Here is a 24,015-nt window from a genome sequence, read left to right on the forward strand (position 1 = left end):
GTTACCCTTGGTTGCGGTCGCCGAGCAATTTCCCGACGAGCTGCGCTGTGTAGTCCACGATCGGTACGATCCGTCCATAATTCAAACGGGTCGGGCCTATAACCCCCACCGCACCGATAATTTTACGATCAGCGTTCATATATGGAGACACCACCAAAGAGGAACCCGAAAGTGAGAAAAGTTTATTCTCAGAACCAATAAAAATGCGCACACCGTCGCCTTGTTCGGTCAGTTCAAGAAATTCTGCGATGTCCCGCTTGCGCTCAAGATCGTCGAACAATTCCCTGATGCGCTCCAACTCTTCGGCATGGGTGTCTTCTGCCAAAAGATTCGCCCGCCCGCGCACAATCAAACGACCGGACGTGTCGGCGTGTTCGTCCCAAATCGCCAAGCCTTGCTCGACCAATATCGCGGCAAGTGAATCCAGCTCACGGCGCTTGCGGGCCATGTCGTCTTTGATCGTACGACGCAGGTCAGACAGTGTTTTTCCTTCAACCAAAGCATTCAAAAAATTCGCCGCTTCTCGCATCGAGCTTGGTGTTTGTCCCGGAGGAGGCGTGAAGAGACGATTCTCGACATGCCCATCGGCAAAAACCAAGACCACCAATGCCTGATCCCCGCCCACGGGAACAAACTCGATATGTTTGATGGCCGCTTCATGCTTGGGCGTGAGAACAAGGGACGCGCCTTGCGTTACACCGGACAAAGCAGATCCGACCCTATCCAGAATTGTGCCAACATCCTGACTGTTGCTTGTCACAGTTGCATCAATCTTCTGTCGATCATCGACATCAAGATCACGTACTTCCAGAAGGCCATCTACAAACATACGCAAACCAAGCTGGGTCGGGATACGGCCTGCGCTGATATGAGGGCTGTCCAACAGACCTAGAAACTCCAGGTCTTGCATCACGTTCCGAATGGTTGCCGCAGATACCTTTTCCTCAAGCGTACGCGTCAACGTGCGCGAGCCCACAGGTTCGCCGCTAAGAAGGTAGCCTTCGACAACCTTACGGAACACTTCCCGCGACCGGTCGTTCATCTCATCCAGAAGTTTGGTCCCGTCGCTCAATCACTCACCTCATCTCGCAAATCACGGTCACACTGGTTCAGACTATTGGCTTGCGAAACCAGAAAGCCTGCCTGTATCCGTACACGGCAATCAAGGGGATATACCATGCGACCGTCAGGACGGAAATTAAGCGAAATGCGCGCGGTTTCAATCGAAACCGGGATCAGCAAACATGCAGAAGGCTCATGCATGATCCGCATGGGGGATACCCACGTGCTCTGCACCGCCACAATCGAAGACCGTGTGCCGCCGTTTATCAAGGGATCCGGACTGGGCTGGGTCACTGCCGAATACGGTATGCTGCCCCGTTCCACGACAAGCCGGATGCGCCGCGAGAGTGCCGCGGGCAAGCAACAGGGTCGCACGGTCGAGATTCAGAGACTAATTGGGCGCAGCTTGCGTGCTGGCGTCGATCGCGTGGCGCTTGGCGAGCGTCAAATCACCGTCGATTGTGATGTTATTCAAGCTGATGGCGGCACGCGTTGTGCGTCAATCACAGGCGGTTGGGTCGCGCTGCGTCTTGCCGTGAATAAGTTGATGAAAGCCGGTGAAGTGAAAAGCGATCCGCTGATTTCTCCGGTCGCTGCTGTCAGCTGCGGTATCTATGCTGGCCAGGCTGTTCTTGACCTCGACTATCCAGAAGATTCCGAAGCCGGTGTTGACGGCAACTTCATCATGCGCGGCGATGGGCAGTTGATCGAAATACAAATGTCAGCCGAAGGATCGACCTTTTCGCGCACGCAGATGACCGAATTGCTTGATCTGGCGGATGCCGGTGTGCAGGAACTCGTCGCTTTGCAGCTCAAGGCGGCGGAATGACACGCAAATTCGAAGGAACCCGGCTTCTCGTGGCAACCCACAACAGGGGCAAGCTGGAAGAGATCGCCGATCTTTTGAAAGACTATGGTGTCTCGGTCGTTGGCGCGGCCGAGATGAACCTGCCCGAACCGGTCGAAGATGGAACCACTTTCGTCGAAAACGCTCGGATCAAAGCACATGCAGCGGCCAAAGCCACTGGCCTCCCAGCCCTATCTGACGACAGTGGGCTTGAGATTGACGCATTGGGCGGCGCACCCGGCGTCTATACAGCCGATTGGGCGGAAACAGAGACGGGTCGTGACTTTGTCATGGCAATGAACAAGACAAACAAAGCGCTCCGCGATTCTGGGGTTGAGCCACCTTGGACGGGACGGTTTTGCTGCACATTGGTTCTTGCCTGGCCCGATGGACACGACGAAGTGTTCCCCGGCACGATGGACGGACACATCGTCTGGCCCATGCGTGGCGAGCAAGGACACGGATACGATCCGGTGTTCCAACCCAATGGCTACAGCATTACCTTTGGCGAAATGGACCGCTGGGAAAAGAACAAGATCAGCCACCGCGCCGACGCCTTCCGCAAATTTGTGGCAGGATGCTTTGGCTGAACTTTGGCAAGACCGCGGGTTCGGGCTTTATGTTCACTGGCCCTTTTGTGCAGCAAAGTGCCCATATTGCGACTTCAACAGCCATGTCCGATCTGCCATCGATCAGACAAAATGGGCAAACGCCCTTGCGCAGGAAATCCTAAGGACCGGGCGTGAAACAGGGCCTAGGGTCCTGACGTCCATCTTCTTCGGCGGCGGCACCCCCAGTCTGATGGAACCAGAAACGGTAAAGACCGTTTTGGATGCCGCCCGTGAGGTTTGGGTTTTCGCGAATGACATCGAAATCACGCTAGAGGCAAATCCCACCTCAGTCGAAGCCCACCGATTTGAAGGGTATGCCAAACATGGCGTGAACCGCGTTTCCTTGGGCGTTCAGGCGCTTGATCCCAATGATCTGCGGGCATTGGGGCGCCTTCATTCTGTTGACGAGGCGCAGACCGCGTTTCAAACCGCCCGCACATTCTTTGATCGTGTGAGTTTTGATCTGATCTATGCGCGCCAAAACCAGTCACTTGATGATTGGGAGCGCGAGTTGACGACCGCGCTGAACTTGGCCGTGGATCATTTGTCGCTCTATCAACTGACCATCGAAGAAGGCACCGCATTCTGGGATCGCGCCCAACGTGGGACCCTGCGTGGATTGCCATCTGACGATCTTGGCGCAGACCTTTACGATCTAACGCAACGCCTGTGTGATGATGCGGGATATGTGGCTTATGAAGTCTCAAACCATGCCAAATCCGGGGCGGAATCCAAGCATAACCTGCTTTACTGGCGGGGTGGGGATTATGCCGGTGTCGGCCCAGGGGCACATGGGAGGCTGACCCGCGGCGGTCAACGGTTTGCCACGGAGTGCTGGAAACAGCCAGAAGCTTGGCTGAAAGCGGTGTCAGAGGGAACAGGTATCAAAGAGGCGCTTCTGCTACCGCCTCTAGATATTGCGGATGAACGCCTCATTATGGGGTTGCGCCTAAATGAAGGCCTACTGATTGACGATGTGACCGCTATAATTGACAGGGACCGACTGGAAATCCTGACAGTCGACGGCTTGATCTGGCAACAGAACAGCCGCATTGGCGCAACACCAAAAGGGCGGCCTGTCCTCAACTACCTGATTGCTCAGCTTGCCAAAAGCTGATCAGCGCGCTGCACTGAGGGCTGAACACAAGAGATCAAGGTCTTCTAGCGTGTCATAGCTGATCGTAACGCTGCCCGTCTCTTTGCCCGCGTTGTGATTAATCGAGACCTTCATTCCCAAAGCCGCTGACAAATCGCCTTCCAGCGCCTTTGTGTCCGCGTCTTTGGCTTCATTCCCCGACGATTTTGCAGATCTTTTTGGCTTTGCGTCGCCTTCGGGATTTTGTGCTTCACGGACCAAACGTTCAGCTTCGCGCACAGACATGCCATGACGAACAATCTGCCCAGCCAACAAGACGGGATCAGGTGCAGTGATCAAGGCGCGCGCATGTCCGGCAGAAAGCTTACCATCGACAACAGCATTTTTAACCACGTCAGGCAGGTTGAGAAGCCGAAGAAGGTTCGCAATGTGGCTGCGACTTTTGCCAAGCGCTTGCGCTAAATTTTCCTGCGTATGCCCAAAACGAGACATCAACTGTTCGTAACCCGCCGCCTCTTCAATCGGGTTGAGATCAGCACGCTGGATGTTTTCGATGATTGCAATTTCCAGCACATCCTCATCGGAAAACTCACGAACAACCACTGGAACTTCATGGACGCCAGCGGCCTGCGCAGCGCGCCAGCGCCGTTCCCCCGCCACGATCTCATATTGGTTTTCGACATTGCCACGCGGTCGCACAATCAAAGGCTGGATCACACCCTTGCTTCGGATCGACATTTTTAATTCATCCAGTGCGTCCGCATCAAACTGTCGGCGCGGCTGATCTGGATTCGGAAAAAGTTGATCAACAGGGAGTGTCCGCACCGCGCGTTGTTGTGGCGGCGCACCAGCTTCGGAATTGGGTTCAATATCGGCCATCAAAGCAGACAATCCTCGGCCCAGCCCGCGTCTTTGTTCTTTCTTTTCTGCCATCTGCTCAACCTACGCTGCTGTCATTGTTTCGTTTTTCCCAAGAAACTCTCGGGCAAGCGCCCTGTATGCAAGAGCACCCTTGGAATTTGTGTCGTACTCAAGAACCGGCATCGCGTATGATGGCGCCTCGCTCACGCGCACATTGCGCGGGATTACCGTTTTAAAAACAAGGTCTCCGAGATTGTCACGCGCATCAGTCTCGACCTGCTGTGACAAGTTATTGCGCGCGTCGTACATGGTCAAAACAACACCCTCGATTCGCAGCGCGGGATTCGCAGATTGACGCACCTCTCGAATGGTTAGCATCAATTGGCTGAGGCCTTCCAATGCGAAGAATTCGCTTTGAAGTGGAACAAGGACGGAATGCGCGGCGACCATTGCGTTGACAGTCAGAAGGTTCAACGACGGGGGGCAGTCAATAAGAATGAAATCAAACTCAAATTGGTCCATATCGGTTTGACGCAAAGCATCATGGAGCAGGTAGCTGCGCTTTTCATTAGCGATGAGCTCGATATCAGCGGAGCTGAGGTCGGTAGTTGAAGGCACAAGGAACAGGTTGTCTTGCCCTGTTTTGCAAATAATGTCCGAGAGCGGAAAATCGTCTAGTAGCAGATCATATGTTGTTGCGTTGCGGTCATCTGGCATCAGGCCAAGCCCCGTGGACGCGTTGCCTTGAGGATCAAGATCGACCACCAAGACTTTTTGACCGATTTCGGCCAGCGCGGATGCAAAATTGATGGCAGTTGTTGTCTTACCGACGCCACCTTTTTGATTTGCGATCGCTATGATTTTTGGACCAACTGGGCGTGTGGGATCATACACGAGAAAGGTCTCCAATCTCCATAACGGCAGCGTCAGGGTGTGTCACACTTGTATGCGCTTCATAATTGAATCGCCACTTTTTTTGAGCATCCGCAACCTCATTCCGCCAAGTGCCGCCTTTCATGAAAAGCGAAATGCCGCCATCACCAACATGTCGTTCACTGTACGTCAAAAGGTCTACCAAAGGAGCTAACGCTCGGGCGCTGACAACATCTGACTGAAGTGGATCGACCGCCTCGATGCGGTTCGCAAGGACGGTGAACGGAGTATTTGTTTCACGTGAAACATTACGCAGAAAGGCCGCCTTGCGTTGATCACTTTCAATCAGCGTCACCTTCAAACCATTTTCTCGCAGTGCAATCGCCACCACAGCACCGGGAAAACCACCACCGGACCCCAAGTCTACCCATGTTTTTGCATTTTTTGGGCACAGCGATGCCACTTGCAGAGAATCATCAAAATGCCGACGAGCGGCGTCTTTCAAAGATGATGCGGAGACAAGATTAATCTTTGGTGACCACTTACGAAGAAGCGATAGGTAGACATCCAATCGCTCTGATGTTTCACGTGAAACATTCATACAGCTACACGCGCTTTGACAACAGACGCGCGGGTTTTGGACAAAATAAGCATCAGTGCAGAGGGTGTCATACCATCAATCCTGGCAGCCTGAGCCACATTAGCTGGCCTTGCTATTCCAAGCTTGGTCTTCAATTCATTAGACAGGCCTTCGATTGAGCAGAAATCAAAATCCTCAGGAATCGTTTGCGCTTCGTCTCTACGAAGAGCTTCGATGTCTTTCTGCTGGCGTTCGATATAATTCGCATACAGGGCATCTTTGGAAAGCTGCTCGCGTACGGCCAGATCGATGGACGACAAAGTTGGATCAATCGACATTAAAGCATCCCAAGACACCGTCTCAATCGCCAATGCCTCAAACCCTGACCGCTTTGTGCCATCCTGCGATATCGTCACGCCGGCATCAATCAGCTGTCGAGAGGTCACAGTTAGATTATCCAACTTTTTCCGACCGGAGTTCATCGATAACATTTTATTCTCAAAAACGCTCTGACGCTCTTCGTTCACACACCCAATCTCAATCGCCTTTTGCGTCAAACGTTGATCAGCATTATCCGCGCGCAAAGACAGGCGGTATTCAGCGCGTGAGGTGAACATTCGATACGGTTCCAGCACTCCACGCGATGTCAGATCGTCGATCATTACGCCAATATAACTATCCGAACGACTGAAGGTGACTGGCTGGAGACGCCTTGAACGCCGGGCCGCGTTTAACCCAGCCACAAGTCCTTGCGCCGCAGCTTCTTCGTAGCCGGTTGTACCATTGATTTGGCCAGCAAGATAAAGTCCTGTCCGACCCTTAAGCGACAAATCAAGATTCAGCGCGCGCGGATCGACGTAGTCGTATTCAATACCATAGCCCGGCTGCAGGATCTCTGCCGCCTCAAGGCCGACGATCGAGCGGACGTATTCCAGCTGGATATCTTCGGGCAAAGATGTGGAGATTCCATTTGGATAAATCGTGTGGTCGTCGAGACCCTCTGGCTCAAGAAAAATCTGATGCGACGACTTATCCGCAAACCGGACAACCTTATCTTCGATTGACGGACAGTAACGCGGCCCAACGCCTTCGATATGACCTCCATACATCGCAGACCTGTCCAAGTTTGCCCGGATGATGCTGTGTGTTTTTTCATTTGTATGCGTGATCGCACAAGACACTTGGCGTGCCGTGGGACCCTTCGATAGAAACGAAAACATAACGGGATCGTCATCGCCGGGCTGTTCATCCAAACCATCCCAGTTGATGGTCCGGCCATCCAGACGCGGCGGCGTGCCCGTTTTCAAACGACCAAGCGGCAATTCGAACGACGCAAGTGTAATGGCCAAATCGTTAGATGGGCGTTCCCCCATGCGACCGCCAGCAATCTGACGATCACCAATGTGAATAACACCACGCAGAAATGTACCCGTGGTCAGAATGACAGAAGATGCCGTAAGCCTACGATCTGTATCAAGAACGACACCACTTACTTCGTCATTATTCACGATGAGGTCAGTTACTTCGCCAATAACCACCTCCAGGTTTGTTTGCGCTTTAGTGGCAGCCAACATCTCTGCTTGGTAAATTCTACGATCCGCCTGGGCCCGAGGCCCTTGTACGGCCGGGCCTTTCCGACGGTTGAGTAGACGGAACTGAATACCTGCTTTGTCAGCAATGCGCCCCATGATGCCGTCAAATGCATCGATTTCGCGAACCAAGTGGCCTTTGCCGAGGCCCCCAATCGCCGGATTACACGACATCACGCCAATGCCAGCTTCGGACAGAGTGACCAAAGCCGTACGTACGCCCATCCGTGCCGATGCGTGCGCGGCTTCGCACCCCGCGTGTCCGCCGCCAACGACTATGACATCGAAATCAAATTGTTTCACGTGAAACACTCCTTACTTTCCGATGCAAAAACTTGAGAAGACTTTATCTAACACATCCTCAACATCGACACGACCCACAAGCCTTTCAAGCATGAAAATCGATGCGCGAAGTTCCTCTGATCCCAGATCATACATCTCTGGGCCAGAGCGCACAAAATCCAACGCTTTCGACATCGACCTACTTGCAGCCACGAGAACCTCTTTCTGGCGTTCGTGCGAAACCAATCCAGCAGAAGTTGCGTAGGACAAAAGATAGTCTTTCACATCTTCGACCAGCTTTTGAATGCCAACCCCAGTCAGTCCAGACACGCCTTGACCGTCTGATCGTAGATCTGATTTTCCATCGATTACAATGTCATGCCCAAGCGGTTCAAGGTCGGAAAACTCCCCCTCCCCTCGAAGGAACACGCGTAAATCCGCTGCTTTTGCTCTTTGAATCGCACGCTGGATGCCAATCGATTCGATTTCATCCGTGGTTTCCCGTAGACCTGCAGTATCAAGAAATGTAACTGGCAAGGTTCCCAGGTCCATCCGCACTTCGATCACGTCGCGCGTGGTGCCTGCTATTTCAGAGGTAATGGCAGCATCCCGGCCAGCAAGAGCATTGAGAAGTGTAGACTTTCCTGCGTTCGGCGGACCCACAATCGCCACTTCAAATCCGCTCCGGACACGCTCCGCTACGCCAAAACCTACGATTTCGCGATCCATTGTGTCCAATACGCCAGTGAGAAGACGTTCAACATCGTCTGACACATCGACTGGGACCTCTTCATCCGCGAAATCGATCGTCGCCTCGAGCAATGAAAGGGCGTGAATAAGATCGCCACGCCAGCTCTCGGACTTCTCGCGCAGTCTACCGGTGAAACCTTTTAGCGCTTGTTTGCGCTGCATTTCCGTTTCCGCGTCGATCAAGTCGGCCAGAGCTTCGACCTGCGTCAGGTCCAAACGACCATTGTTTAGCGCCCGCCGGGTGAATTCACCTGCCTCGGCAGGTCTGAAACCTTGCTCCTCTGTAAGGCAATCCAAGACCGTGTTGATGATCGCCACACTGCCATGCACATGAAATTCGACAACGTATTCGCCGGTAAAGCTGGCGCCTTCTGTGAAGGTCAGAACAAGTGCTTCATCAAGGAATCCTCGATCTTTGTGCACCAGACGACGCAGGGCAGACAGTCTTGGTTCTGGCGGAGAGAAACCGAAAACACTGCAAGATTGGAAAGCGCCTGGCCCAGACACCCGGATCACTGCGACGCCGGATTTTCCCGGCACAGTGGCTAGGGCAAAGATCGTGTCCATGACGTTGCGCGCCCGCCAGGTTTACGAATTCATGGAGTCGAAGAATTCCGAATTCGTCTTGGTTTGCTTGAGCTTAGAGATCAAGAACTCGATTGCGTCCGTGGTCCCCATTGGGTTGAGGATACGGCGTAGAACAAAGGTCTTCTGAAGATCAATCTTGTCGACCAAAAGCTCTTCTTTCCGTGTACCGGACTTGAGAATATCCATCGCCGGGAATACGCGCTTGTCTGCAACTTTGCGGTCCAGCACGATTTCCGAGTTACCGGTGCCCTTGAATTCTTCGAAAATAACTTCGTCCATACGACTGCCTGTGTCGATCAGCGCAGTTGCAATAATAGTAAGCGATCCACCCTCTTCGATGTTTCGCGCAGCACCAAAGAAACGTTTGGGCCGTTGGAGGGCGTTTGCATCTACACCACCGGTCAGAACCTTACCCGACGACGGCACAACAGTGTTAAATGCCCTACCAAGTCTTGTGATAGAATCAAGAAGGATAACAACATCTCGCTTATGTTCGACCAAACGCTTGGCCTTTTCGATCACCATCTCGGAGACTGCGACGTGACGAGTCGCCGGTTCATCAAAGGTGGAGGACACAACCTCACCCTTTACTGAACGTTGCATGTCGGTAACTTCTTCGGGACGTTCGTCGATCAGCAGCACGATCAGATAGCATTCCGGGTGATTGCGCTCGATGGAGTGGGCGATGTTCTGGAGAAGAACTGTTTTACCCGTCCGCGGCGGAGCCACGATCAGCGAGCGCTGACCTTTACCAATCGGCGCAACAAGATCGATGATGCGTGCAGAGCGATCCTTGATGGTGGGATCCTCGATTTCCATATTCAAACGCTCATCAGGGTAGAGCGGTGTCAGGTTATCAAACGCGATCTTGTGGCGGGCACGCTCGGGATCCTGGAAGTTGATCTGGGTGCAATCCATCAGGGCGAAGTAGCGTTCGTTGTCTTCTGGTGCCTTGATTTCACCGTCGATGGTGTCTCCCGTCCGGAGCGAAAATTTCCGGATCATCTCAGGAGAAACGTAGATATCGTCGGGACCGGGAAGATAGTTTGCTTCTGGAGAGCGAAGGAAGCCAAACCCATCCTGCAAAACCTCGAGAACTCCGTCCCCGAAAATGGTCCAGCCTTCATCCGCACGTTCGCGCAGGATCTGGAACATGATCTCGCCTTTACGCATGGTCGATGCGTTTTCGATCTCAAGGTCCTCGGCCATTGCCAAAAGGTCTTTGGGGCTTTTTGCCTTCAGATCGGCAAGGTTCAGCTTTTCGGTCATGAAATATCCCGGACTGCGGCTACAGGCAGTCGTCTCATCGTTGTCTTAGGAAAGTCACGTCCAGAACAGGACTGTGCTGCTCTTAGCCGAGGGGAGAGAAGCTGTCAAACCGGAGCTAATCTTTAAATAAGTAAGTTTAAAAAAAGGATTTTGATGATTGTAGTCCAGGGAGACGCTTGTGGATTAACGATCTCTACACAAACTGCCCACAAGGATCAGATATGTGGGCAGATCTGTGTATAACCGATGATATCGTAGAAATATTCATCTAAATTATTGATATCAAATGAATAAGTAAAAATCATTGCGGGGATAAGTGATCAGAAAGGCTGCTTCGTCCTGTTGATGCACCAACTTGTTCCCAACGAGTACTTATCCTTTTCACAGGGAGAACAAACGATCATGAAGCTAAGAACAACTTGCCGAGATTTCTACATGCTTGCTGATGTAGTCAGATTTCCCCAAAACACTCCAAGAAAGAAACAGAACTTGTTCCAAGAGTTGTCCACATGAATCCTCATCTTGTCCTTGCCTCCGGGTCTCAGATTCGCGCCGATCTGCTGCGGAACGCGGGAGTTCGATTCGAAGTTCAGGTTGCTCGAATCGATGAAGACGCGATCCGGCAGGCTTTGGAGGCTGAAGAGGCGTCACCGCGAGATATTGCAGACACTCTGGCCGAGATGAAGGCGCGCAAAGTGTCGGACAAGATGCCCGGTAGGCTTGTCTTGGGATGTGATCAGGTGCTTGCCAGTGATAAGACTGTTTTTGCCAAACCATCAACCCCGGACGAAGCGCGGGATCAGCTTCGGGCATTGCGAAATAAGTCGCACATGTTGATGTCGGCGGCCGTTCTCTATGAAGATGGTGAGCCGAAATGGCGCCATGTCGGTGTGGTGCGTCTCAGAATGCGCGATTTTTCGGACAGCTATCTTGAGGCTTATGTTGACCGAAACTGGGACAGCATTCGGCACTCTGTTGGAGCCTATAAACTCGAGGAAGAGGGTTCGCGGCTGTTCACACAGGTGCAAGGCGACTATTTCACGGTGTTAGGACTTCCGTTACTGGAGCTTCTGAACCACCTTACTTTGACCGGACGGATTGACGGATGAGTGACAGTAAAATTCCTTTGGCCGCTGTTATTGGCCATCCTATCGCCCACTCAAAAAGCCCCAATGTGCATGGCTACTGGCTGCGTAAGTACGGGCTAAAGGGGCATTATATACCGATGGACATCGAGCCTGATAAGTTGCCCGATCTCTTGCCGCGCTTGGCAGATCTTGGGTTTGTTGGGGCCAATGTAACGATCCCCCACAAGGAAAAGGTGATGGAGATCGCGGATTTGATCACTGATCGCGCGACGCTCATCGGGGCAGCAAATACTCTGATTTTCCGACAAGATGGACGCATCCATGCGGATAACACGGACGGATATGGATTTATCGAAAACATCCGACAGTCCATTCCGGATTGGAACCCAAAATCGGGACCCGCGGTCGTGTTTGGTGCCGGTGGGGCAAGCCGCGCAGTCTTGGCGTCGCTGTTGGATGTTGGTGTTCCGAAGATCATGCTCACAAACCGGACACGGATCCGGGCGGAAAAACTTCGCGAGGATTTTGGAAATCGCATCCAGGTGATTGAATGGGTGCAAGCGGGCAACGTGCTGGAGGATGCCGATCTGGTGGTGAACACGACGTCTTTGGGCATGACCGGCAAGCCCGAGATGCGTGTGCCTCTGGACGGGCTGCGGCCCGGAGCGATCGTGAACGACCTTGTCTACACACCGCTGAGGACGCGCCTTTTGGCAACAGCCGAAGACAGGGGATGTCGCGTTGTTGATGGGTTGGGGATGTTACTGCACCAAGCGGTTCCCGGCTTTGAGCGCTGGTTTGGTAAACGACCTGTGGTCGACGAAGATGTGCGGGCGGCGGTTCTGCGTTGATGTTCAAACTTGGCCTCACGGGATCGATAGGGATGGGGAAATCCACTACAGCCCGTCTGTTCGCTGAAGAAGAATGTGCCGTTTGGGATGCTGACGCAGCCGTTCACCGTCTTTATGCTGAGGGCGGCGCGGCCGTACCCCCTGTCGGGTCGCTGTTTCCGGATGCGATTTCTGGGGGTGCGGTGGACCGTGGCGCGTTGCGGGCGATCATAGGTGACCGTCCAGATGCGTTGAAAATGATCGAAGGGATTGTTCACCCTCTGGTCAAAGAAGACCGCGCCCGCTTTGCTGCCAGTGCCGATGCTGATGTGACTGTCTTTGATATCCCCCTGCTGTTCGAAACAGGAGGTGAGGTCGAGATGGATACCGTTGTATGTGTCACTGTTTCACCTGAAGAGCAGGAAAAACGGGTCATGGAACGTGGAACAATGACACGTGAACAATTCATGGCGATCCGGGCAAAACAGATGCCAAATGACGAGAAATGTGCGCGCTCTGATTTCGTGATCGAGACCGATACTCTTGAACATGCACGCGCGCAGGTTCACGATGTGTTGGAGCAGATCAGGAAACGAATGACCGATGCGTGAGATTGTTCTCGATACAGAAACAACCGGCTTTGAGCCAGAACAGGGCGACCGGATTGTCGAGATCGGGGCTGTTGAGCTGTTCAATCACGTGCCGACAGGCAAGACCTATCATCAATACATCAATCCCGAACGCGCAATGCCGCAAGAGGCATTTGAGGTGCACGGGCTGGGCGATGATTTCCTACGCGACAAGCCGGTTTTTGCAAATGTGGCGCAAGCGTTTGTCGATTTCATCGGTGACGCCAAGCTGGTGATCCACAACGCTGCGTTCGATATGAAATTTTTGAATGCAGAGCTGTCTTGGGTCAAACGCGCGCCGATTCCCTTTGATCGGGCGGTGGATACGCTGATGATTGCCCGGCGCAAGTTCCCCGGATCACCCGCGTCGTTGGATGCATTATGCCGTCGGTTTGGGATCGATAACTCGTCACGGACACTACACGGCGCATTGCTCGACTCTGAAATTCTGGCAGAGGTTTACCTTGAGCTGATTGGGGGCAAACAACCCGACTTCGCGTTGAACGTGTCGCAAGGCAAATCCGCGACTGGAGAGGGTGCAGCGGAGTGGCGGCCCGAGCCGCGCCCTACTCCGTTGCCGCCGCGTCTTTCTGAAAGCGAAAAGGCGGCTCACGCCGCCTTTGTCGAAAAGCTTGGGGATGCCGCCCTATGGAAGCGGCTGTAACGCTTAGGCGTTCGCTGTTTCAGCTTGCTGTGCGCTGGCGCGACGGGCAAGTTCAGTGCGATAAAGCTGAAGGAAATCAATTGTCTCCAAGTTCAGTGGCGGGAATCCACCGTCACGTGTGACGTCGCTGACGATCCGGCGTACAAACGGGAAGAGCATCCGCGGGCATTCGATCAACAGGAACGGATGCAACTGATCATCCGGTACGTTTTCAACTTGGAATACGCCTGCATATTCAAGCTCGAGTACGAAAAGCGTGTCGCCGCTTTCTTTGGCCTTGGATGTGACCTGGAGCTTGAGGATCACTTCGTATTGATTGTCGGCTGTACGTTTCTTGGCATCCAGATTGACCTGAAGCTGAACGTCTGGCTGCACTTCTCCCTGAACGCCCTTCTGGGCAAGGATATTTTCGAACGACATGTCGCGCACGAATTGCGCAAGGACGTTCATTTTGACAGGCGCTTGTTGCGGTGCGGCGCCATTGCCAGCGGTTTCAGACGTATCAGCCATGTGTCTCTCCCTCGGATCGAGCATTTGCAAAAGTTGGACGTTGCTTAGCAGCCGGAGACGTCGGCCTCAATGCTTCGTCCAGCCAGAACCTTGATGCGTAGGTTTTTTGGCGTTTGACACCTCATGGTAGTCGCCATCAATGACGGTATCGTTCGGCTTGTGACGGGTGTCTTGTGCATAGGGATCAGGCTGCGGCCCCATTTCAAAGCGCTGAACCTTGATGTGTTTGCGCATGTAGGCGATCAGCGACGACCGGATCGGCGGTGCCAAGAGGGCAAATCCTACGGCATCCGTGAAGAACCCCGGTGTCAAAAGCAGCGCTCCAGCCAGAAGGATCATTGCGCCATGGGCCAACGGCTCGGACGGATCTTCGAGTCGCGAGAATGATCCCCGCAGTTTGTCGAGCGCCATCAGGCCCTGGGAGCGGACAAGATATGTTCCGAGGATCGCCGTCAGGACAACGATGCCCAAGGTAGGCCACAACCCGATCCAACCGCCAATTTGTATGAACAAACCGATCTCGATCAGGGGAACGAGCAAAAAAGCCACAAACAGCCACATATCAGGGCACTCCTTTCGCTGGGCGTGCGGTGGACTATGCACCACCCAACCCCTACATAAGGATGCAACAACGACGTTTCCACTTTGGTCTGGGCGAGGTCCTGATGAATTCTCCGCTGATACAGCTTCTGGTGCTTGCTGGCATTGCCGTGTTTTTGATCCTGCGATTGAAAAGCGTTCTTGGCACACGGGAAGGTTTCGAAAAGCAGCCGCTTCCCCGGCAGCAAGAACCCCATTCATCGACACGTCGTGACTTCGAAGTGATCGAAGGCGGGCCGGATCACGATATCATCGATCACGTTGATGCCGATAGCGATGCGGCAGATGCTCTGGCCCGAATGAAGCGAGCCGAGCCATCTTTCGGAGTCGGTGATTTTCTTGGCGGCGCGCGCGGTGCCTACGAGATGATCCTGATGGGATTTGAACGGGGTGATCTGGCCGAAATCAAACCATTCTTGGCCGAAGATGTATATGAAACCTTTGCCGAGGGTGTTGAGGCACGTGAAGAACAGGGTTTGACCATCGAAGCCGAGTTTGTTGGTGTTCGAGAATTGAGCCTCGTGGAGGCGACATTCGATGACGACACCGCCATGGCCGAGATTACAGTCAAGTATATCGGTGAGCTGACATCCACGGTTCGCGACAGTTCCGGTGAGATCATTGAAGGGTCGCCGACCCAGGTTAAGCGGCAAAAAGACGTTTGGACCTATGCCCGTCGTATGGGTGTGGATGATCCAAACTGGCAGCTTGTCGCCACGGGCGAATGATCCGACGGCTGGGCGCAGCCATAACCTTTGGTGTTCTGATGGCAGGACCTGTTGTGCCCAATGAGCCGGATCCGCAATACGCAATCCTTGGGTTTGAGGATTTGAACGGCTGGGCCGACGATGATCATGCGTCAGCCTTGGCCGTGTTCAAGAACACCTGTGCAGATCTTGATGCACCGGATTGGGCGTCACTCTGTGCGCTCGCGTTCGATGCCTCAGATGCGCGGCAGTTTTTCGAGCTTTTCTTTCGCCCCATTCTGATTACTGACGGCAAAGAGCCCTTGTTCACCGGGTATTTCGAACCGGAACTGTCAGGTTCGCCTGTGCGAACGGCGCGGTATAGGCACCCGATTTACAAGATGCCATCTGAAGCGAATGACCGTCGCCCGTGGCTCAGTCGCCGGGATATTCTGACCAGTGGTGTGATGGAGGGGCGCGGACTCGAGATTGCGTGGGTCGATGACCCAGTAGAGCTGTTTTTCCTGCAAGTTCAGGGTTCCGGCCGCGTGCGCTATCCGGATGGGCGCATGATACGGGTCGGGTATGGTGGTGCAAACGGGCACAACTACAGGTCCATCGGACAAGAGCTGGTACGCCGCGGCGTCTACCAGCCGCATCAGGTGTCAGCGGATGTCATCAAGAACTGGGTGCGGCGCAATCCTGCCGAAGGCGAAGACCTGCTTTATCACAACGACTCGTACGTTTTCTTCCGTGAAGTCAGCCAAGTTCCTGCAGAACGAGGCCCGTTGGGTGCGATGAACCGGTCCATCACGACTCTTCGGTCAATTGCGGTCGATCCGGCCTTTACGCCGTTGGGCGCACCTGTCTGGATTGAAAAGGAGGGTGCAGATCCTCTGCGCCGTTTGATGATCGCGCAAGATACCGGCTCTGCGATCAAAGGCGCACAAAGGGCCGATGTGTTTTATGGCACGGGCGATGACGCAGGCCGTCAGGCTGGGCGGATCAAAGATCCGGGGCGCATGGTCGTGCTGATGCCCATTCAGCGGGCATATGCATTCCTGCCCGAGGCGTACCAATGAGCCGGCGCAAGCTTCGCCCCGAGGAGAAAGAACTTTGGCAGAAGGTCACGCATTCCGCGACACCCCTGCCCCAAGCGCTGCGCCGTGCGGCTGAGCCCGTAAAACCGACGGTCCGGCCGAAGGTAGAACCAGAAATCATGGATTTGCCCAAAGCGTTCGGGATCGGGGCAAAGGCGAACATTGCTGGTCCTTCAGTATCCAAGCCGCAGACTGCCTCTCAGCCCAAGCCGATCATGGATACCAAGACCTACGGCAAGATGCGTCGGGGAAGGCTAGCGCCCGAAGGGCGGATTGATCTGCACGGCATGACGCTCGACCAAGCGCACCCAGCGCTGACGCGGTTTATCCTCACATCCTATTCGCGCGGATTTCGTCTTGTTCTGGTGATCACGGGCAAGGGGCAGCGTGACGATCCGCACGATCCGATCCCCCGACAGCGGGGTGTTCTGAAACGTCAGGTGCCGATGTGGCTGCGCATGGCCCCGTTGAACACCGCTGTTATGGATGTGTCAGAGGCGCATATTCGCCACGGTGGTGGTGGGGCTTATTACGTTTATTTGCGCAGAACTGCGCGAAGCTGATCAGCGATAAGGCTGGGCGCCTCTTCATGCAGAAGATGGCCGTAGCCGGGATAGGTCAAAACCGTAGCGTCCGGCATCCGTTTTGCGCTTTCCTTGACCGAAGAAGGCGGCACCGCCTTGTCGTTTTCCCCGACAAGAAAGGTGCAGGGAACGGTGATCTTGGGCAGATCGGCCACCAACCCATCAAGCTTCCATTGCGCCATCATCAATAGGGTTCCGTCTAGGTGTGCGTCACTGCGAAACAGCTTGGCATAGAGGTTCAAACCTTCGGGGGAGATCTTTGACCCCGTGGTTTCCAATAGAGAGACCACCTGCCCCGGTCCTGACATCCTGCGTTTGAGCATCTTGGCCATAATTGGGCTGAGTGCGACAACACGGGCGGCAATCGGGAAAAGCAGACCGGCCATACCTTTGAACGGTGTCAGTGCAGGGTTGACCGCGACCAGTGGCGCTTTGATGCCTGACGCTTGCAACAGACGCAGGCCCAAGGCGGCCCCGGCGGAATGGGCGATGATCGCTGTGACGGTCCAGCCTTCGTGGTCGATCAGCGCCTGAACATCTTGCGCCATCAGCGCCAGTGATGATCTTTGGCGCGATCCAAGCTTGGTTTGTCCATGACCGGGCAGGTCGATTGCGACAACGTGGTGATCCTTTGCAAGGTCCGTCATCACGTCACGCCATGAGTGGGTCGATCCGCTGGCGCCGTGCAGCAAGAGAAGGGTTTTACCCTGCCCCATTTCCTGAATATGCCAGCGATGCGGGCGCACATCGACAAAGCGCGAATGCTCCGCGTGGGGCCAAGCCGTCAGGGTTTCAACCGCACCCATGATGTCACGCGCCAAGCGCGGTTTCGATGGCGCGGCTCAACCCCTTGGCATCGGCGCGTGGCAGCGGGATGTATTTCGCATTCATCACGTCGCAGAGCGTACGGAGGTCGCGGTGTGGCCGTACGGATGTGTCGATCATCGCGCTGGGAATATTCAGCGACCGCACATGGCGGGCCATCGCCTGTGCATCGTCGTTCGCGGCAGCGCGGCCGGTCTTACCCGGAAGCGGGACATTCGCGCGACCGTCGGTCAGGACGGCAATGGACGGGGAAAGCCCATGGGCGCGCACGCGCTGGGTGAGGTCAGCGGCGGCCTTGAGACCAGAGGCAAGCGGTGTGCCGCCGCCACCGGGCAGGCCCGCCAAGCGCCGTTTGGTTTGCACAAGTGACCGAGTTGGTGGCAGGATCAGCTCAGCGCTTTCGCCCCGGAATGAGATCAGCGCTACGTGATCACGTCGGGCATAGGCATCAGCCAACATCAGTTCGACAGCGCCTTTCGCCTCGGACAGTCGGGCGACGGCAGCAGAGCCCGATGCGTCGACGGCAAAGATCACCAGACGGTCGGACACCTCTTGAAACACTTTCACGTTGATATCGGACGGGCGGATCAGAAAGCCAGTTCGGTCTGGGTTCTGCTTGCGGCGGATGGTCTGCCACGGCACGGCGGCGCGCAGCGTGGCAACCAGATCAATCCGGTTTCCGCCATCCAACCGCCCTGCCCGCGAAGGCAATGGCCGCCCGCGTCGATTGCCGCGCTTTTTCTGGCCCGCGCCGCTGCTGCCAGACGCTGCCTTGATCCGTCCAGTCCCTTCGAGCATGGCAAGCACGTCAAATGGCAGAACCGCTTTGACCGCGTCGATCAGCAATTCGTCGGGCAGGTTGAGGTCAGATTCGTCCTTGTCCGGGCTTTGCGTGTCGGGTGTGTCGTCGGGTTGGGTATTGTCCTCTTGCTCTTCCGCTTCGTCTTCGACCGGCATCTGCGTGGCGCGGTGGGCGTAGACCAGTTGAACGGCAATCTGGAGATCATCCTGATTGACCGTTTTCCGGTTGTTCAGAGCCGCATTTGCGCGTGCGGCTGCCAAGGCGATCAACGGCGCGCGCAGAGAGTCGATGCCAAAGCGAATGGCGGTCACGGCCAGTGCTGTCGCTGCATCGTCGGGAATTTTGACTTCGGTCAAGCGGGCCTGTGCGGCGGTGACGTCGGCCTCATCCATGACCATGTGCACGAGATCGACATGGCGCATTCCGTCCAGATCAACGCGGAAGGCAAGCCGTTCGGTCAGGGTGGTTGGTGCGATCTCGTCATCCTCAGCGCCTTCGTCGAGCAAGATCAGGGCATGACCGATGTCGGAATCCAGAGCTTGCGCCAGTCTTGCGGCCAGACCGGGTTCGCAGCGTTCGGCCATGGTAAAGACCAGCGGTGTCGGCGTTTCGAGAATGCCCTTGGCGCGGATGATCTGACCGCGTGTCAGGGTTTCGCCGATATCGACGCCACCAAACAGCTGGAGATCAGAAATCGAGGGCGCAATGCGGCGCGCCTTTGGAAAGATCATCTTGATCGGAGCGCAGAACATGTCGCGTACCGGTCCGGCGCGAGCGCGCAGGTGCAGTCCCCCCAACCCGGCCGGATCGACCGCCAGAAGCGTCAGGGCCAATTGGCCTTGGACGTTTACGGCAGTTGGGTCTTCTTTCATGCAAAGACTTCCTCGACCGTGCGGTCGACGCGGGTGGAGGACCCGGCATCATCCAGCGGATCGCGGCGCAACCGGTGGCTGAGCGCCATGGAAGCCACAGCGCGCAGGTGTTCGCGGGTGACACTTGGGCTGCTTTTGTACGCGGCAAGGGCGCGGGCGGCGCGCAGCAATGTCAGTTCACCGCGCAGCCCGTCGGACCCAATGGCAACGCACAGACCAGCGCAATCGCGCAACGTGTCGTCGGGGGCATCGACAGTCTTGAGGGCGTGGCGGGCCGCAAGGATCGCATCGCGGATTTTTGTGTCCTCAACCGACCATTTTTCGACAAAGGCATCGGGATTGGTGTCAAACGCGGCGCGGCGGCGGATCACTTCGACTCGTTCCTCGATATCGTTCGGGGACCGAACCTCCACGGATAGACCAAACCGGTCGAGAAGCTGCGGGCGCAGTTCACCTTCTTCTGGGTTGCCAGAGCCGACGAGCACAAAGCGCGCGTCATGACGGATCGAAAGACCTTCGCGTTCGATGACGTTCTCGCCGGATTGCGCCACGTCGAGCAGCAAATCGACAAGGTGATCCTCGAGCAGGTTCACTTCGTCGATATACAGATACCCGCGGTTCGCCTTGGCCAGCAGGCCGGGCTCAAAAGCTTTTTCCCCGCGGCTGAGCGCGCGTTCAATGTCGAGTGCGCCGACCAGCCGGTCTTCGGTTGTGCCAAGGGGCAGATCGACCACGGGTGTCGGCACGTCGATCATATTGCCGGATACGGGGTCCGCCCAGTCAGGCATTTCGGCGAGGGTGGCGGCGTTTGTTGCGCTGCCTTCGAGTTTCGAGATCTGCGGCAGCAGTGCGGCAAGCGCGCGAACGGCGGTGGACTTACCGGTGCCCCGATCGCCAAAGACCAGAACGCCACCGATGCCCGGATCGATTGCGGTGAGAACCATGGCGAGCTTCATCTGGTCCTGGCCGACGATGGCGGAAAAGGGGAACTGATGTCTCATGCGGCGATATCCTTGAGAATGCGGGGGGATTGGCCTTCCCAGCTGCCGATCTCGTCGGCAACCCGGAACCGGGCATAAAGTTCTTCGCGGAACCAATTGCCGTCACGCACGGCACGGATGGCCTCCGCGTGGGGGCCGTTGTTGCGGGCGAATGCGGCCATAGATTGGGAATCGGGCCAGATGGAAAAGGTGATTTGCTGGAAGAGCGGAACCTCTCCGATGCCAATCTTGAACAGGACGTTTTGATCTCTGCCGATGACGCCACTGATGTCAGGCACGTGTTTCCAGAACTGCGCAGCGACGACAGGTCGAACGGTGGCTCGGGTCAGGGCCGCGATCGGCCCGGTTTGTGCCGGGCTTTCTTCGATAAATGGGGATTGGCCTGACCACGCGCCCCGAGCCGAATAGGGGGTCAAGAACAGCGTCCAGTGTTCCGATGCCTTCGCTCTATAGCGATGAAAGATGGATTCCTGCGTAACGGCCTGCTTTGCCCGGTCGAGGTCAGACCAGACTGTCAAGATTGCGTAGACCGAGGTGTTGGGAATCGGCGTGAAGCCTTCACCTGTGCCCGAACCGCAGAGCTTCCAGAACTGAAGACCGTCGATTCGCGGCAGAGATAGGCGCGCTGCGCCCATCATTGTCAGCGCCCACATCCGCGAGAGCGGTGTGGCAAAGCGGTAAAAGCTCAGGCTCACGGTCTGCATTTCGGTTCCCATAGTGTCAACTAAGTCTGACATATTATCATCAGACAGGGAAGATATTAAATAATTTGACGCACCCCAGCGGCAAAATATTGTAAAGTAAAGTTGACAGTATATCATGGAATGATGATGACAAAACTTGATACGGCCCTTGCGGCACATTCCGACAAGCTGACTTCGGCCCATGCCGTCGTGATCGGTGCCGGGCTAGGTGGTCTTGCTTCGGCCATGCGATTGGGTGCGCTGGGTTACCGCGTGACCGTGATCGACAAACTGGATGTTCCGGGTGGGCGCGGGTCGTGCATCTGGAAAGATGGACACCGGTTCGACTTGGGGCCAACGATTGTGACCGTGCCTCAGGTTTTCAAAGAGTTATGGGCGGTCTGCGGTAAAGACTTCCACCAAGAGGTCGATCTGAGGCCGCTTGATCCTTTCTATGAAATCCGGTGGCCCGATGGGTCCAAATTTACCGCTCGTCAGGACACCGAAGCGATGCGCGAAGAAGTGCGTCGCTTGTCGCCGGGCGATGTTGCCGGGTACGATAAATTCTTGCGCGACAGTGAAGAGCGGTACTGGTTCGGGTTCGAGGATCTGGGCCGTCGTTCCATGCATAAATTGGGCGATCTGATTCGCGTCTTGCCGCGTTTTGCGATGCTGCGCGCGGACCGGTCAGTTTACGCCCATGCCGCCAAACGCGTAAAAGATGAGCGGTTGCGGATGGCCCTGTCTTTTCATCCGCTGTTCATTGGCGGCGATCCGTTCAACGTGACCTCAATGTATATCCTTGTGTCGCATCTCGAAAAGGAATTCGGGGTGCACTATGCAATGGGTGGTGTTGCCGCGATTGCCGAGAACATGGCCAAGATCATTGGCGAACAGGGTGGCACGCTGCGCATGGAGACCGAGGTAGACGAGATCCTCGTCAAGAACGGTCAGGCGCGGGGGGTCAAGCTTGCCTCTGGGGATATGCTCACGGCTGATATCGTCGTGTCGAACGCCGATGCGGGACACACCTATGATCGCCTACTTCGAAATCAGCCGCGTAAACGGTGGACGCCGAAAAAGCTGAAATCGCGCCGTTGGTCGATGGGGCTGTATGTCTGGTATTTCGGCACCAAGGGCACCCGCGACATGTGGAAAGATGTGGGGCACCACACCATTTTGAACGGTCCGCGCTACAAAGGTCTGGTGCGTGACATCTTCATGAAGGGCAAAGTCTCTGACGATTTCTCGCTCTACGTTCACCGTCCCACGGTAACCGATCCAAGTGCAGCACCCGAAGGCGACGACACCTTTTACGTTCTGAGTCCCGTGCCCCATCTGGGCCATGCGGATTCTGCGGATTGGAAAGATATTGAACGCCAATACCGTGTGCGTCTGACGAAGGCGTTGGAAGAACAGCTTTTGCCGGGGTTCTCGAGCCGCGTAACGGCAAGCGAGGTGTTTACACCCGAAACCTTCAAAGACAGGTATCTGACGCCTTACGGATCGGGGTTCTCAATCGAACCACGAATCCTTCAAAGTGCTTGGTTCCGGCCTCATAACGTGAGCGAGGAACTCAAGGGTTTGTTCCTGACGGGTGCTGGTACGCATCCCGGTGCGGGATTGCCCGGAGTTATTTCCTCGGCCGAGGTTCTGGCGCAGCTTGTGCCTGATCCAGCGTTGGTGCGCGGATGAGCTGTTACGAAAGCGATATGGAAGCCTGCCGCGAGGCGATCCGGCATGGGTCACTGTCGTTCCATGCGGCGTCCAAGCTGTTGCCTGCGTCTGTCCGTGATCCGTCGCTCGCGCTTTATGCATTCTGCCGGCTGGCCGACGATGCGGTTGACCTTCAGCAGGAAAAAGCGGCTGCGGTTCTAAGACTGCAAGACCGGCTGGAACGGATTTACGACGGCCGTCCTGACAATGCTGCAGCGGATCGGGCGTTTGCCCGCGTGGTCGAAGAGTTCGACATGCCGCGTGCCTTGCCGGATGCTTTGCTTGAAGGTCTGGCGTGGGATGCGATGGGCCGTCGCTATGAGACCCTGTCGGAACTCTTTGACTATTCGGCGCGAGTCGCATCTGCCGTTGGCGCGATGATGTGCGTTCTGATGCGCGTGCGGGACCCGAACGCATTGGCGCGTGCCTGCGATCTTGGTGTCGCGATGCAGTTGACGAACATCTCTCGCGACATTGGCGAAGACGCATTGGAGGGACGTATTTATCTTCCCCTCGAATGGTTAGATGAAGCAGGGCTGAGCCCAGATCGGTTCCTTGCCAACCCGAAGCCGACCAAGGCCATTCGACAGATGACCCGCAGGCTCGTGATGCAGGCGAACCGCCTTTACATGCGATCCGAAGCAGGCATTGCGGCATTGCCCATGTCGTCGCGCACCGGCATCTATGCCGCGCGGTTCATCTATGCGGGGATCGGCGGGCAGGTTCAGCGGAGCGGATACGATTCCATTTCGTCGCGGGCGCATACGTCAAAAGGACAGAAATTGGGTTGGGTTTCCGTGTCTGCGATGAAGGCTGCCCTGACTGTCGTGATGCCGAAATCCGCTGTTTTGTATGCGCGCAGTCTGCCCGAAACCGAGTTTCTGGTCCAGGCAGCTAGTCACGAAGATACTCGCAGGTCTCGGTCGGATGCTGTGTTCGAGGCACTTTCCCAGGTCGCGCAACGCGAGCGAGAGCAACGTGAAGCCTTGAATGGTTTGCACGGTCGGCTTACCTGAT

Annotated in this window: 25 protein-coding genes; 12 read left to right on the forward strand and 13 right to left on the reverse strand. The window is 55.5% G+C overall.

Going from position 1 to position 24,015, the window contains the following annotated elements; translation table 11 throughout:
- Position 1 precedes the first annotated feature (1 nt).
- A complete protein-coding gene (gene hrcA / locus ACK3EW_RS18970) occupies positions 2-1,042 on the reverse strand; it encodes a heat-inducible transcriptional repressor HrcA (RefSeq protein ID WP_439119883.1) in 1,041 nt (346 codons plus the stop codon).
- 135 nt (positions 1,043-1,177) lie between these two features.
- Between hrcA and rph the strand changes: the two genes are divergently transcribed.
- Genes rph through hemW form a run of 3 tightly spaced genes read left to right on the forward strand, consistent with a single transcriptional unit; the run spans position 1,178 to position 3,637 of the window.
- The gene (gene rph, locus ACK3EW_RS18975) at positions 1,178-1,891 is read left to right on the forward strand and encodes a ribonuclease PH (RefSeq protein WP_493807398.1); all 714 of its coding nucleotides are present in this window, start codon (positions 1,178-1,180) and stop codon (positions 1,889-1,891) included.
- The gene (gene rdgB, locus ACK3EW_RS18980) at positions 1,888-2,499 is read left to right on the forward strand and encodes an RdgB/HAM1 family non-canonical purine NTP pyrophosphatase (RefSeq protein ID WP_493807399.1); all 612 of its coding nucleotides are present in this window, start codon (positions 1,888-1,890) and stop codon (positions 2,497-2,499) included. The genes rph and rdgB overlap by 4 nt, the downstream gene beginning before the upstream one ends.
- Positions 2,492-3,637 (forward strand): radical SAM family heme chaperone HemW, encoded by a 1,146-nt coding sequence (gene hemW, locus ACK3EW_RS18985; RefSeq protein WP_493807400.1) that lies wholly within the window; start codon positions 2,492-2,494, stop codon positions 3,635-3,637. Before rdgB ends, hemW begins: the two co-directional genes overlap by 8 nt.
- On the opposite strand, the gene ACK3EW_RS18990 is transcribed toward hemW, so the two are convergent.
- From ACK3EW_RS18990 to rho, 6 genes are read right to left on the reverse strand one after another with little or no spacing between them, the layout of a single operon-like run.
- Positions 3,638-4,549, reverse strand: a complete 912-nt coding sequence (locus tag ACK3EW_RS18990) for a ParB/RepB/Spo0J family partition protein (RefSeq protein ID WP_493807401.1) — start codon at positions 4,547-4,549, stop codon at positions 3,638-3,640.
- Between the two features lie 9 nt (positions 4,550-4,558).
- Positions 4,559-5,371 carry a ParA family protein gene (locus tag ACK3EW_RS18995; protein ID WP_439119874.1) on the reverse strand — a complete coding sequence of 271 codons (813 nt, stop codon included), beginning with the start codon at positions 5,369-5,371 and terminating at the stop codon, positions 4,559-4,561.
- On the reverse strand, positions 5,364-5,951 hold the full coding sequence (gene rsmG / locus ACK3EW_RS19000) for a 16S rRNA (guanine(527)-N(7))-methyltransferase RsmG (RefSeq protein WP_493807402.1): 588 nt from the start codon (positions 5,949-5,951) through the stop codon (positions 5,364-5,366). The genes ACK3EW_RS18995 and rsmG overlap by 8 nt, the downstream gene beginning before the upstream one ends.
- On the reverse strand, positions 5,948-7,831 hold the full coding sequence (gene mnmG / locus ACK3EW_RS19005; RefSeq protein WP_493807403.1) for a tRNA uridine-5-carboxymethylaminomethyl(34) synthesis enzyme MnmG: 1,884 nt from the start codon (positions 7,829-7,831) through the stop codon (positions 5,948-5,950). The genes rsmG and mnmG overlap by 4 nt, the downstream gene beginning before the upstream one ends.
- Positions 7,832-7,834: 3 nt before the next feature.
- A complete protein-coding gene (gene mnmE, locus ACK3EW_RS19010) occupies positions 7,835-9,118 on the reverse strand; it encodes a tRNA uridine-5-carboxymethylaminomethyl(34) synthesis GTPase MnmE (RefSeq protein WP_493807404.1) in 1,284 nt (427 codons plus the stop codon).
- Positions 9,119-9,139: 21 nt separating this feature from the next.
- Positions 9,140-10,408, reverse strand: coding sequence for a transcription termination factor Rho (rho, locus tag ACK3EW_RS19015; protein WP_085627496.1), 1,269 nt, complete (start codon positions 10,406-10,408; stop codon positions 9,140-9,142).
- A 509-nt stretch (positions 10,409-10,917) separates the two neighbouring features.
- Between rho and ACK3EW_RS19020 the strand changes: the two genes are divergently transcribed.
- Genes ACK3EW_RS19020 through dnaQ form a run of 4 tightly spaced genes read left to right on the forward strand, consistent with a single transcriptional unit; the run spans position 10,918 to position 13,619 of the window.
- Complete coding sequence (locus ACK3EW_RS19020) at positions 10,918-11,517, forward strand: Maf family protein (RefSeq protein WP_493807405.1); 600 nt, start codon at positions 10,918-10,920, stop codon at positions 11,515-11,517.
- On the forward strand, positions 11,514-12,347 hold the full coding sequence (locus tag ACK3EW_RS19025; protein WP_493807406.1) for a shikimate dehydrogenase: 834 nt from the start codon (positions 11,514-11,516) through the stop codon (positions 12,345-12,347). The genes ACK3EW_RS19020 and ACK3EW_RS19025 overlap by 4 nt, the downstream gene beginning before the upstream one ends.
- On the forward strand, positions 12,344-12,937 hold the full coding sequence (gene coaE / locus ACK3EW_RS19030; RefSeq protein ID WP_493807407.1) for a dephospho-CoA kinase: 594 nt from the start codon (positions 12,344-12,346) through the stop codon (positions 12,935-12,937). Before ACK3EW_RS19025 ends, coaE begins: the two co-directional genes overlap by 4 nt.
- A complete protein-coding gene (dnaQ, locus tag ACK3EW_RS19035) occupies positions 12,930-13,619 on the forward strand; it encodes a DNA polymerase III subunit epsilon (protein ID WP_493807408.1) in 690 nt (229 codons plus the stop codon). The genes coaE and dnaQ overlap by 8 nt, the downstream gene beginning before the upstream one ends.
- Positions 13,620-13,622: 3 nt before the next feature.
- On the opposite strand, the gene secB is transcribed toward dnaQ, so the two are convergent.
- Both secB and ACK3EW_RS19045 read right to left on the reverse strand, forming a co-directional pair.
- Positions 13,623-14,129 carry a protein-export chaperone SecB gene (gene secB, locus ACK3EW_RS19040; protein ID WP_493807409.1) on the reverse strand — a complete coding sequence of 169 codons (507 nt, stop codon included), beginning with the start codon at positions 14,127-14,129 and terminating at the stop codon, positions 13,623-13,625.
- A gap of 66 nt (positions 14,130-14,195) precedes the next feature.
- Positions 14,196-14,690, reverse strand: a complete 495-nt coding sequence (locus ACK3EW_RS19045; protein WP_493807410.1) for an FxsA family protein — start codon at positions 14,688-14,690, stop codon at positions 14,196-14,198.
- Between the two features lie 104 nt (positions 14,691-14,794).
- On the opposite strand from ACK3EW_RS19045, the gene ACK3EW_RS19050 reads away from it, so the two are divergent.
- From ACK3EW_RS19050 to ACK3EW_RS19060, 3 genes are read left to right on the forward strand one after another with little or no spacing between them, the layout of a single operon-like run.
- Positions 14,795-15,457 (forward strand): Tim44/TimA family putative adaptor protein, encoded by a 663-nt coding sequence (locus ACK3EW_RS19050; RefSeq protein WP_493807411.1) that lies wholly within the window; start codon positions 14,795-14,797, stop codon positions 15,455-15,457.
- Positions 15,454-16,497: a murein transglycosylase A gene (mltA, locus tag ACK3EW_RS19055; RefSeq protein WP_493807412.1), complete on the forward strand. Its 1,044-nt coding sequence runs from the start codon at positions 15,454-15,456 to the stop codon at positions 16,495-16,497. Before ACK3EW_RS19050 ends, mltA begins: the two co-directional genes overlap by 4 nt.
- Positions 16,494-17,078, forward strand: a complete 585-nt coding sequence (locus ACK3EW_RS19060; protein WP_493807413.1) for a Smr/MutS family protein — start codon at positions 16,494-16,496, stop codon at positions 17,076-17,078. The genes mltA and ACK3EW_RS19060 overlap by 4 nt, the downstream gene beginning before the upstream one ends.
- Here the strand turns inward: ACK3EW_RS19060 and bchO are convergent.
- Genes bchO through crtA form a run of 4 tightly spaced genes read right to left on the reverse strand, consistent with a single transcriptional unit; the run spans position 17,051 to position 21,303 of the window.
- Positions 17,051-17,920: an alpha/beta fold hydrolase BchO gene (gene bchO / locus ACK3EW_RS19065; RefSeq protein ID WP_493807414.1), complete on the reverse strand. Its 870-nt coding sequence runs from the start codon at positions 17,918-17,920 to the stop codon at positions 17,051-17,053. The two genes, ACK3EW_RS19060 and bchO, sit on opposite strands and share 28 nt — an antisense overlap.
- The gene (locus ACK3EW_RS19070; protein ID WP_493807415.1) at positions 17,910-19,598 is read right to left on the reverse strand and encodes a magnesium chelatase subunit D; all 1,689 of its coding nucleotides are present in this window, start codon (positions 19,596-19,598) and stop codon (positions 17,910-17,912) included. The genes bchO and ACK3EW_RS19070 overlap by 11 nt, the downstream gene beginning before the upstream one ends.
- On the reverse strand, positions 19,595-20,599 hold the full coding sequence (bchI, locus tag ACK3EW_RS19075) for a magnesium chelatase ATPase subunit I (protein WP_493807416.1): 1,005 nt from the start codon (positions 20,597-20,599) through the stop codon (positions 19,595-19,597). The genes ACK3EW_RS19070 and bchI overlap by 4 nt, the downstream gene beginning before the upstream one ends.
- Positions 20,596-21,303, reverse strand: coding sequence for a spheroidene monooxygenase (gene crtA / locus ACK3EW_RS19080; RefSeq protein WP_493807417.1), 708 nt, complete (start codon positions 21,301-21,303; stop codon positions 20,596-20,598). The genes bchI and crtA overlap by 4 nt, the downstream gene beginning before the upstream one ends.
- A 123-nt stretch (positions 21,304-21,426) precedes the next feature.
- On the opposite strand from crtA, the gene ACK3EW_RS19085 reads away from it, so the two are divergent.
- Positions 21,427-22,977: a phytoene desaturase gene (locus ACK3EW_RS19085; protein WP_439119881.1), complete on the forward strand. Its 1,551-nt coding sequence runs from the start codon at positions 21,427-21,429 to the stop codon at positions 22,975-22,977.
- Complete coding sequence (crtB, locus tag ACK3EW_RS19090; RefSeq protein ID WP_493807418.1) at positions 22,974-24,014, forward strand: 15-cis-phytoene synthase; 1,041 nt, start codon at positions 22,974-22,976, stop codon at positions 24,012-24,014. The genes ACK3EW_RS19085 and crtB overlap by 4 nt, the downstream gene beginning before the upstream one ends.
- The last annotated feature ends 1 nt before the right edge of the window (position 24,015 follow it).

The sequence above is a fragment of the Marivita sp. NO-S04 genome, assembly GCF_059070475.1.

What these genes read in the sequence shown, in the direction of transcription:
- ACK3EW_RS19045 (WP_493807410.1), bottom strand. Translation starts at nt 14,690, where the DNA reads ATGTGGCTGTTTGTGGCTTTTTTGCTCGTTCCCCTGATCGAGATCGGT.
- crtA (WP_493807417.1), bottom strand. Translation starts at nt 21,303, where the DNA reads ATGCAGACCGTGAGCCTGAGCTTTTACCGCTTTGCCACACCGCTCTCG.
- ACK3EW_RS19020 (WP_493807405.1), top strand. Translation starts at nt 10,918, where the DNA reads ATGAATCCTCATCTTGTCCTTGCCTCCGGGTCTCAGATTCGCGCCGAT.
- bchI (WP_493807416.1), bottom strand. Translation starts at nt 20,599, where the DNA reads ATGAGACATCAGTTCCCCTTTTCCGCCATCGTCGGCCAGGACCAGATG.
- secB (WP_493807409.1), bottom strand. Translation starts at nt 14,129, where the DNA reads ATGGCTGATACGTCTGAAACCGCTGGCAATGGCGCCGCACCGCAACAA.
- mltA (WP_493807412.1), top strand. Translation starts at nt 15,454, where the DNA reads ATGATCCGACGGCTGGGCGCAGCCATAACCTTTGGTGTTCTGATGGCA.
- hrcA (WP_439119883.1), bottom strand. Translation starts at nt 1,042, where the DNA reads ATGAACGACCGGTCGCGGGAAGTGTTCCGTAAGGTTGTCGAAGGCTAC.
- crtB (WP_493807418.1), top strand. Translation starts at nt 22,974, where the DNA reads ATGAGCTGTTACGAAAGCGATATGGAAGCCTGCCGCGAGGCGATCCGG.
- mnmE (WP_493807404.1), bottom strand. Translation starts at nt 9,118, where the DNA reads ATGGACACGATCTTTGCCCTAGCCACTGTGCCGGGAAAATCCGGCGTC.
- ACK3EW_RS18990 (WP_493807401.1), bottom strand. Translation starts at nt 4,549, where the DNA reads ATGGCAGAAAAGAAAGAACAAAGACGCGGGCTGGGCCGAGGATTGTCT.
- rsmG (WP_493807402.1), bottom strand. Translation starts at nt 5,951, where the DNA reads ATGAATGTTTCACGTGAAACATCAGAGCGATTGGATGTCTACCTATCG.
- rho (WP_085627496.1), bottom strand. Translation starts at nt 10,408, where the DNA reads ATGACCGAAAAGCTGAACCTTGCCGATCTGAAGGCAAAAAGCCCCAAA.
- ACK3EW_RS19025 (WP_493807406.1), top strand. Translation starts at nt 11,514, where the DNA reads ATGAGTGACAGTAAAATTCCTTTGGCCGCTGTTATTGGCCATCCTATC.
- ACK3EW_RS19050 (WP_493807411.1), top strand. Translation starts at nt 14,795, where the DNA reads ATGAATTCTCCGCTGATACAGCTTCTGGTGCTTGCTGGCATTGCCGTG.
- ACK3EW_RS19070 (WP_493807415.1), bottom strand. Translation starts at nt 19,598, where the DNA reads ATGAAAGAAGACCCAACTGCCGTAAACGTCCAAGGCCAATTGGCCCTG.
- rdgB (WP_493807399.1), top strand. Translation starts at nt 1,888, where the DNA reads ATGACACGCAAATTCGAAGGAACCCGGCTTCTCGTGGCAACCCACAAC.
- ACK3EW_RS19085 (WP_439119881.1), top strand. Translation starts at nt 21,427, where the DNA reads ATGATGACAAAACTTGATACGGCCCTTGCGGCACATTCCGACAAGCTG.
- rph (WP_493807398.1), top strand. Translation starts at nt 1,178, where the DNA reads ATGCGACCGTCAGGACGGAAATTAAGCGAAATGCGCGCGGTTTCAATC.
- ACK3EW_RS19060 (WP_493807413.1), top strand. Translation starts at nt 16,494, where the DNA reads ATGAGCCGGCGCAAGCTTCGCCCCGAGGAGAAAGAACTTTGGCAGAAG.
- dnaQ (WP_493807408.1), top strand. Translation starts at nt 12,930, where the DNA reads ATGCGTGAGATTGTTCTCGATACAGAAACAACCGGCTTTGAGCCAGAA.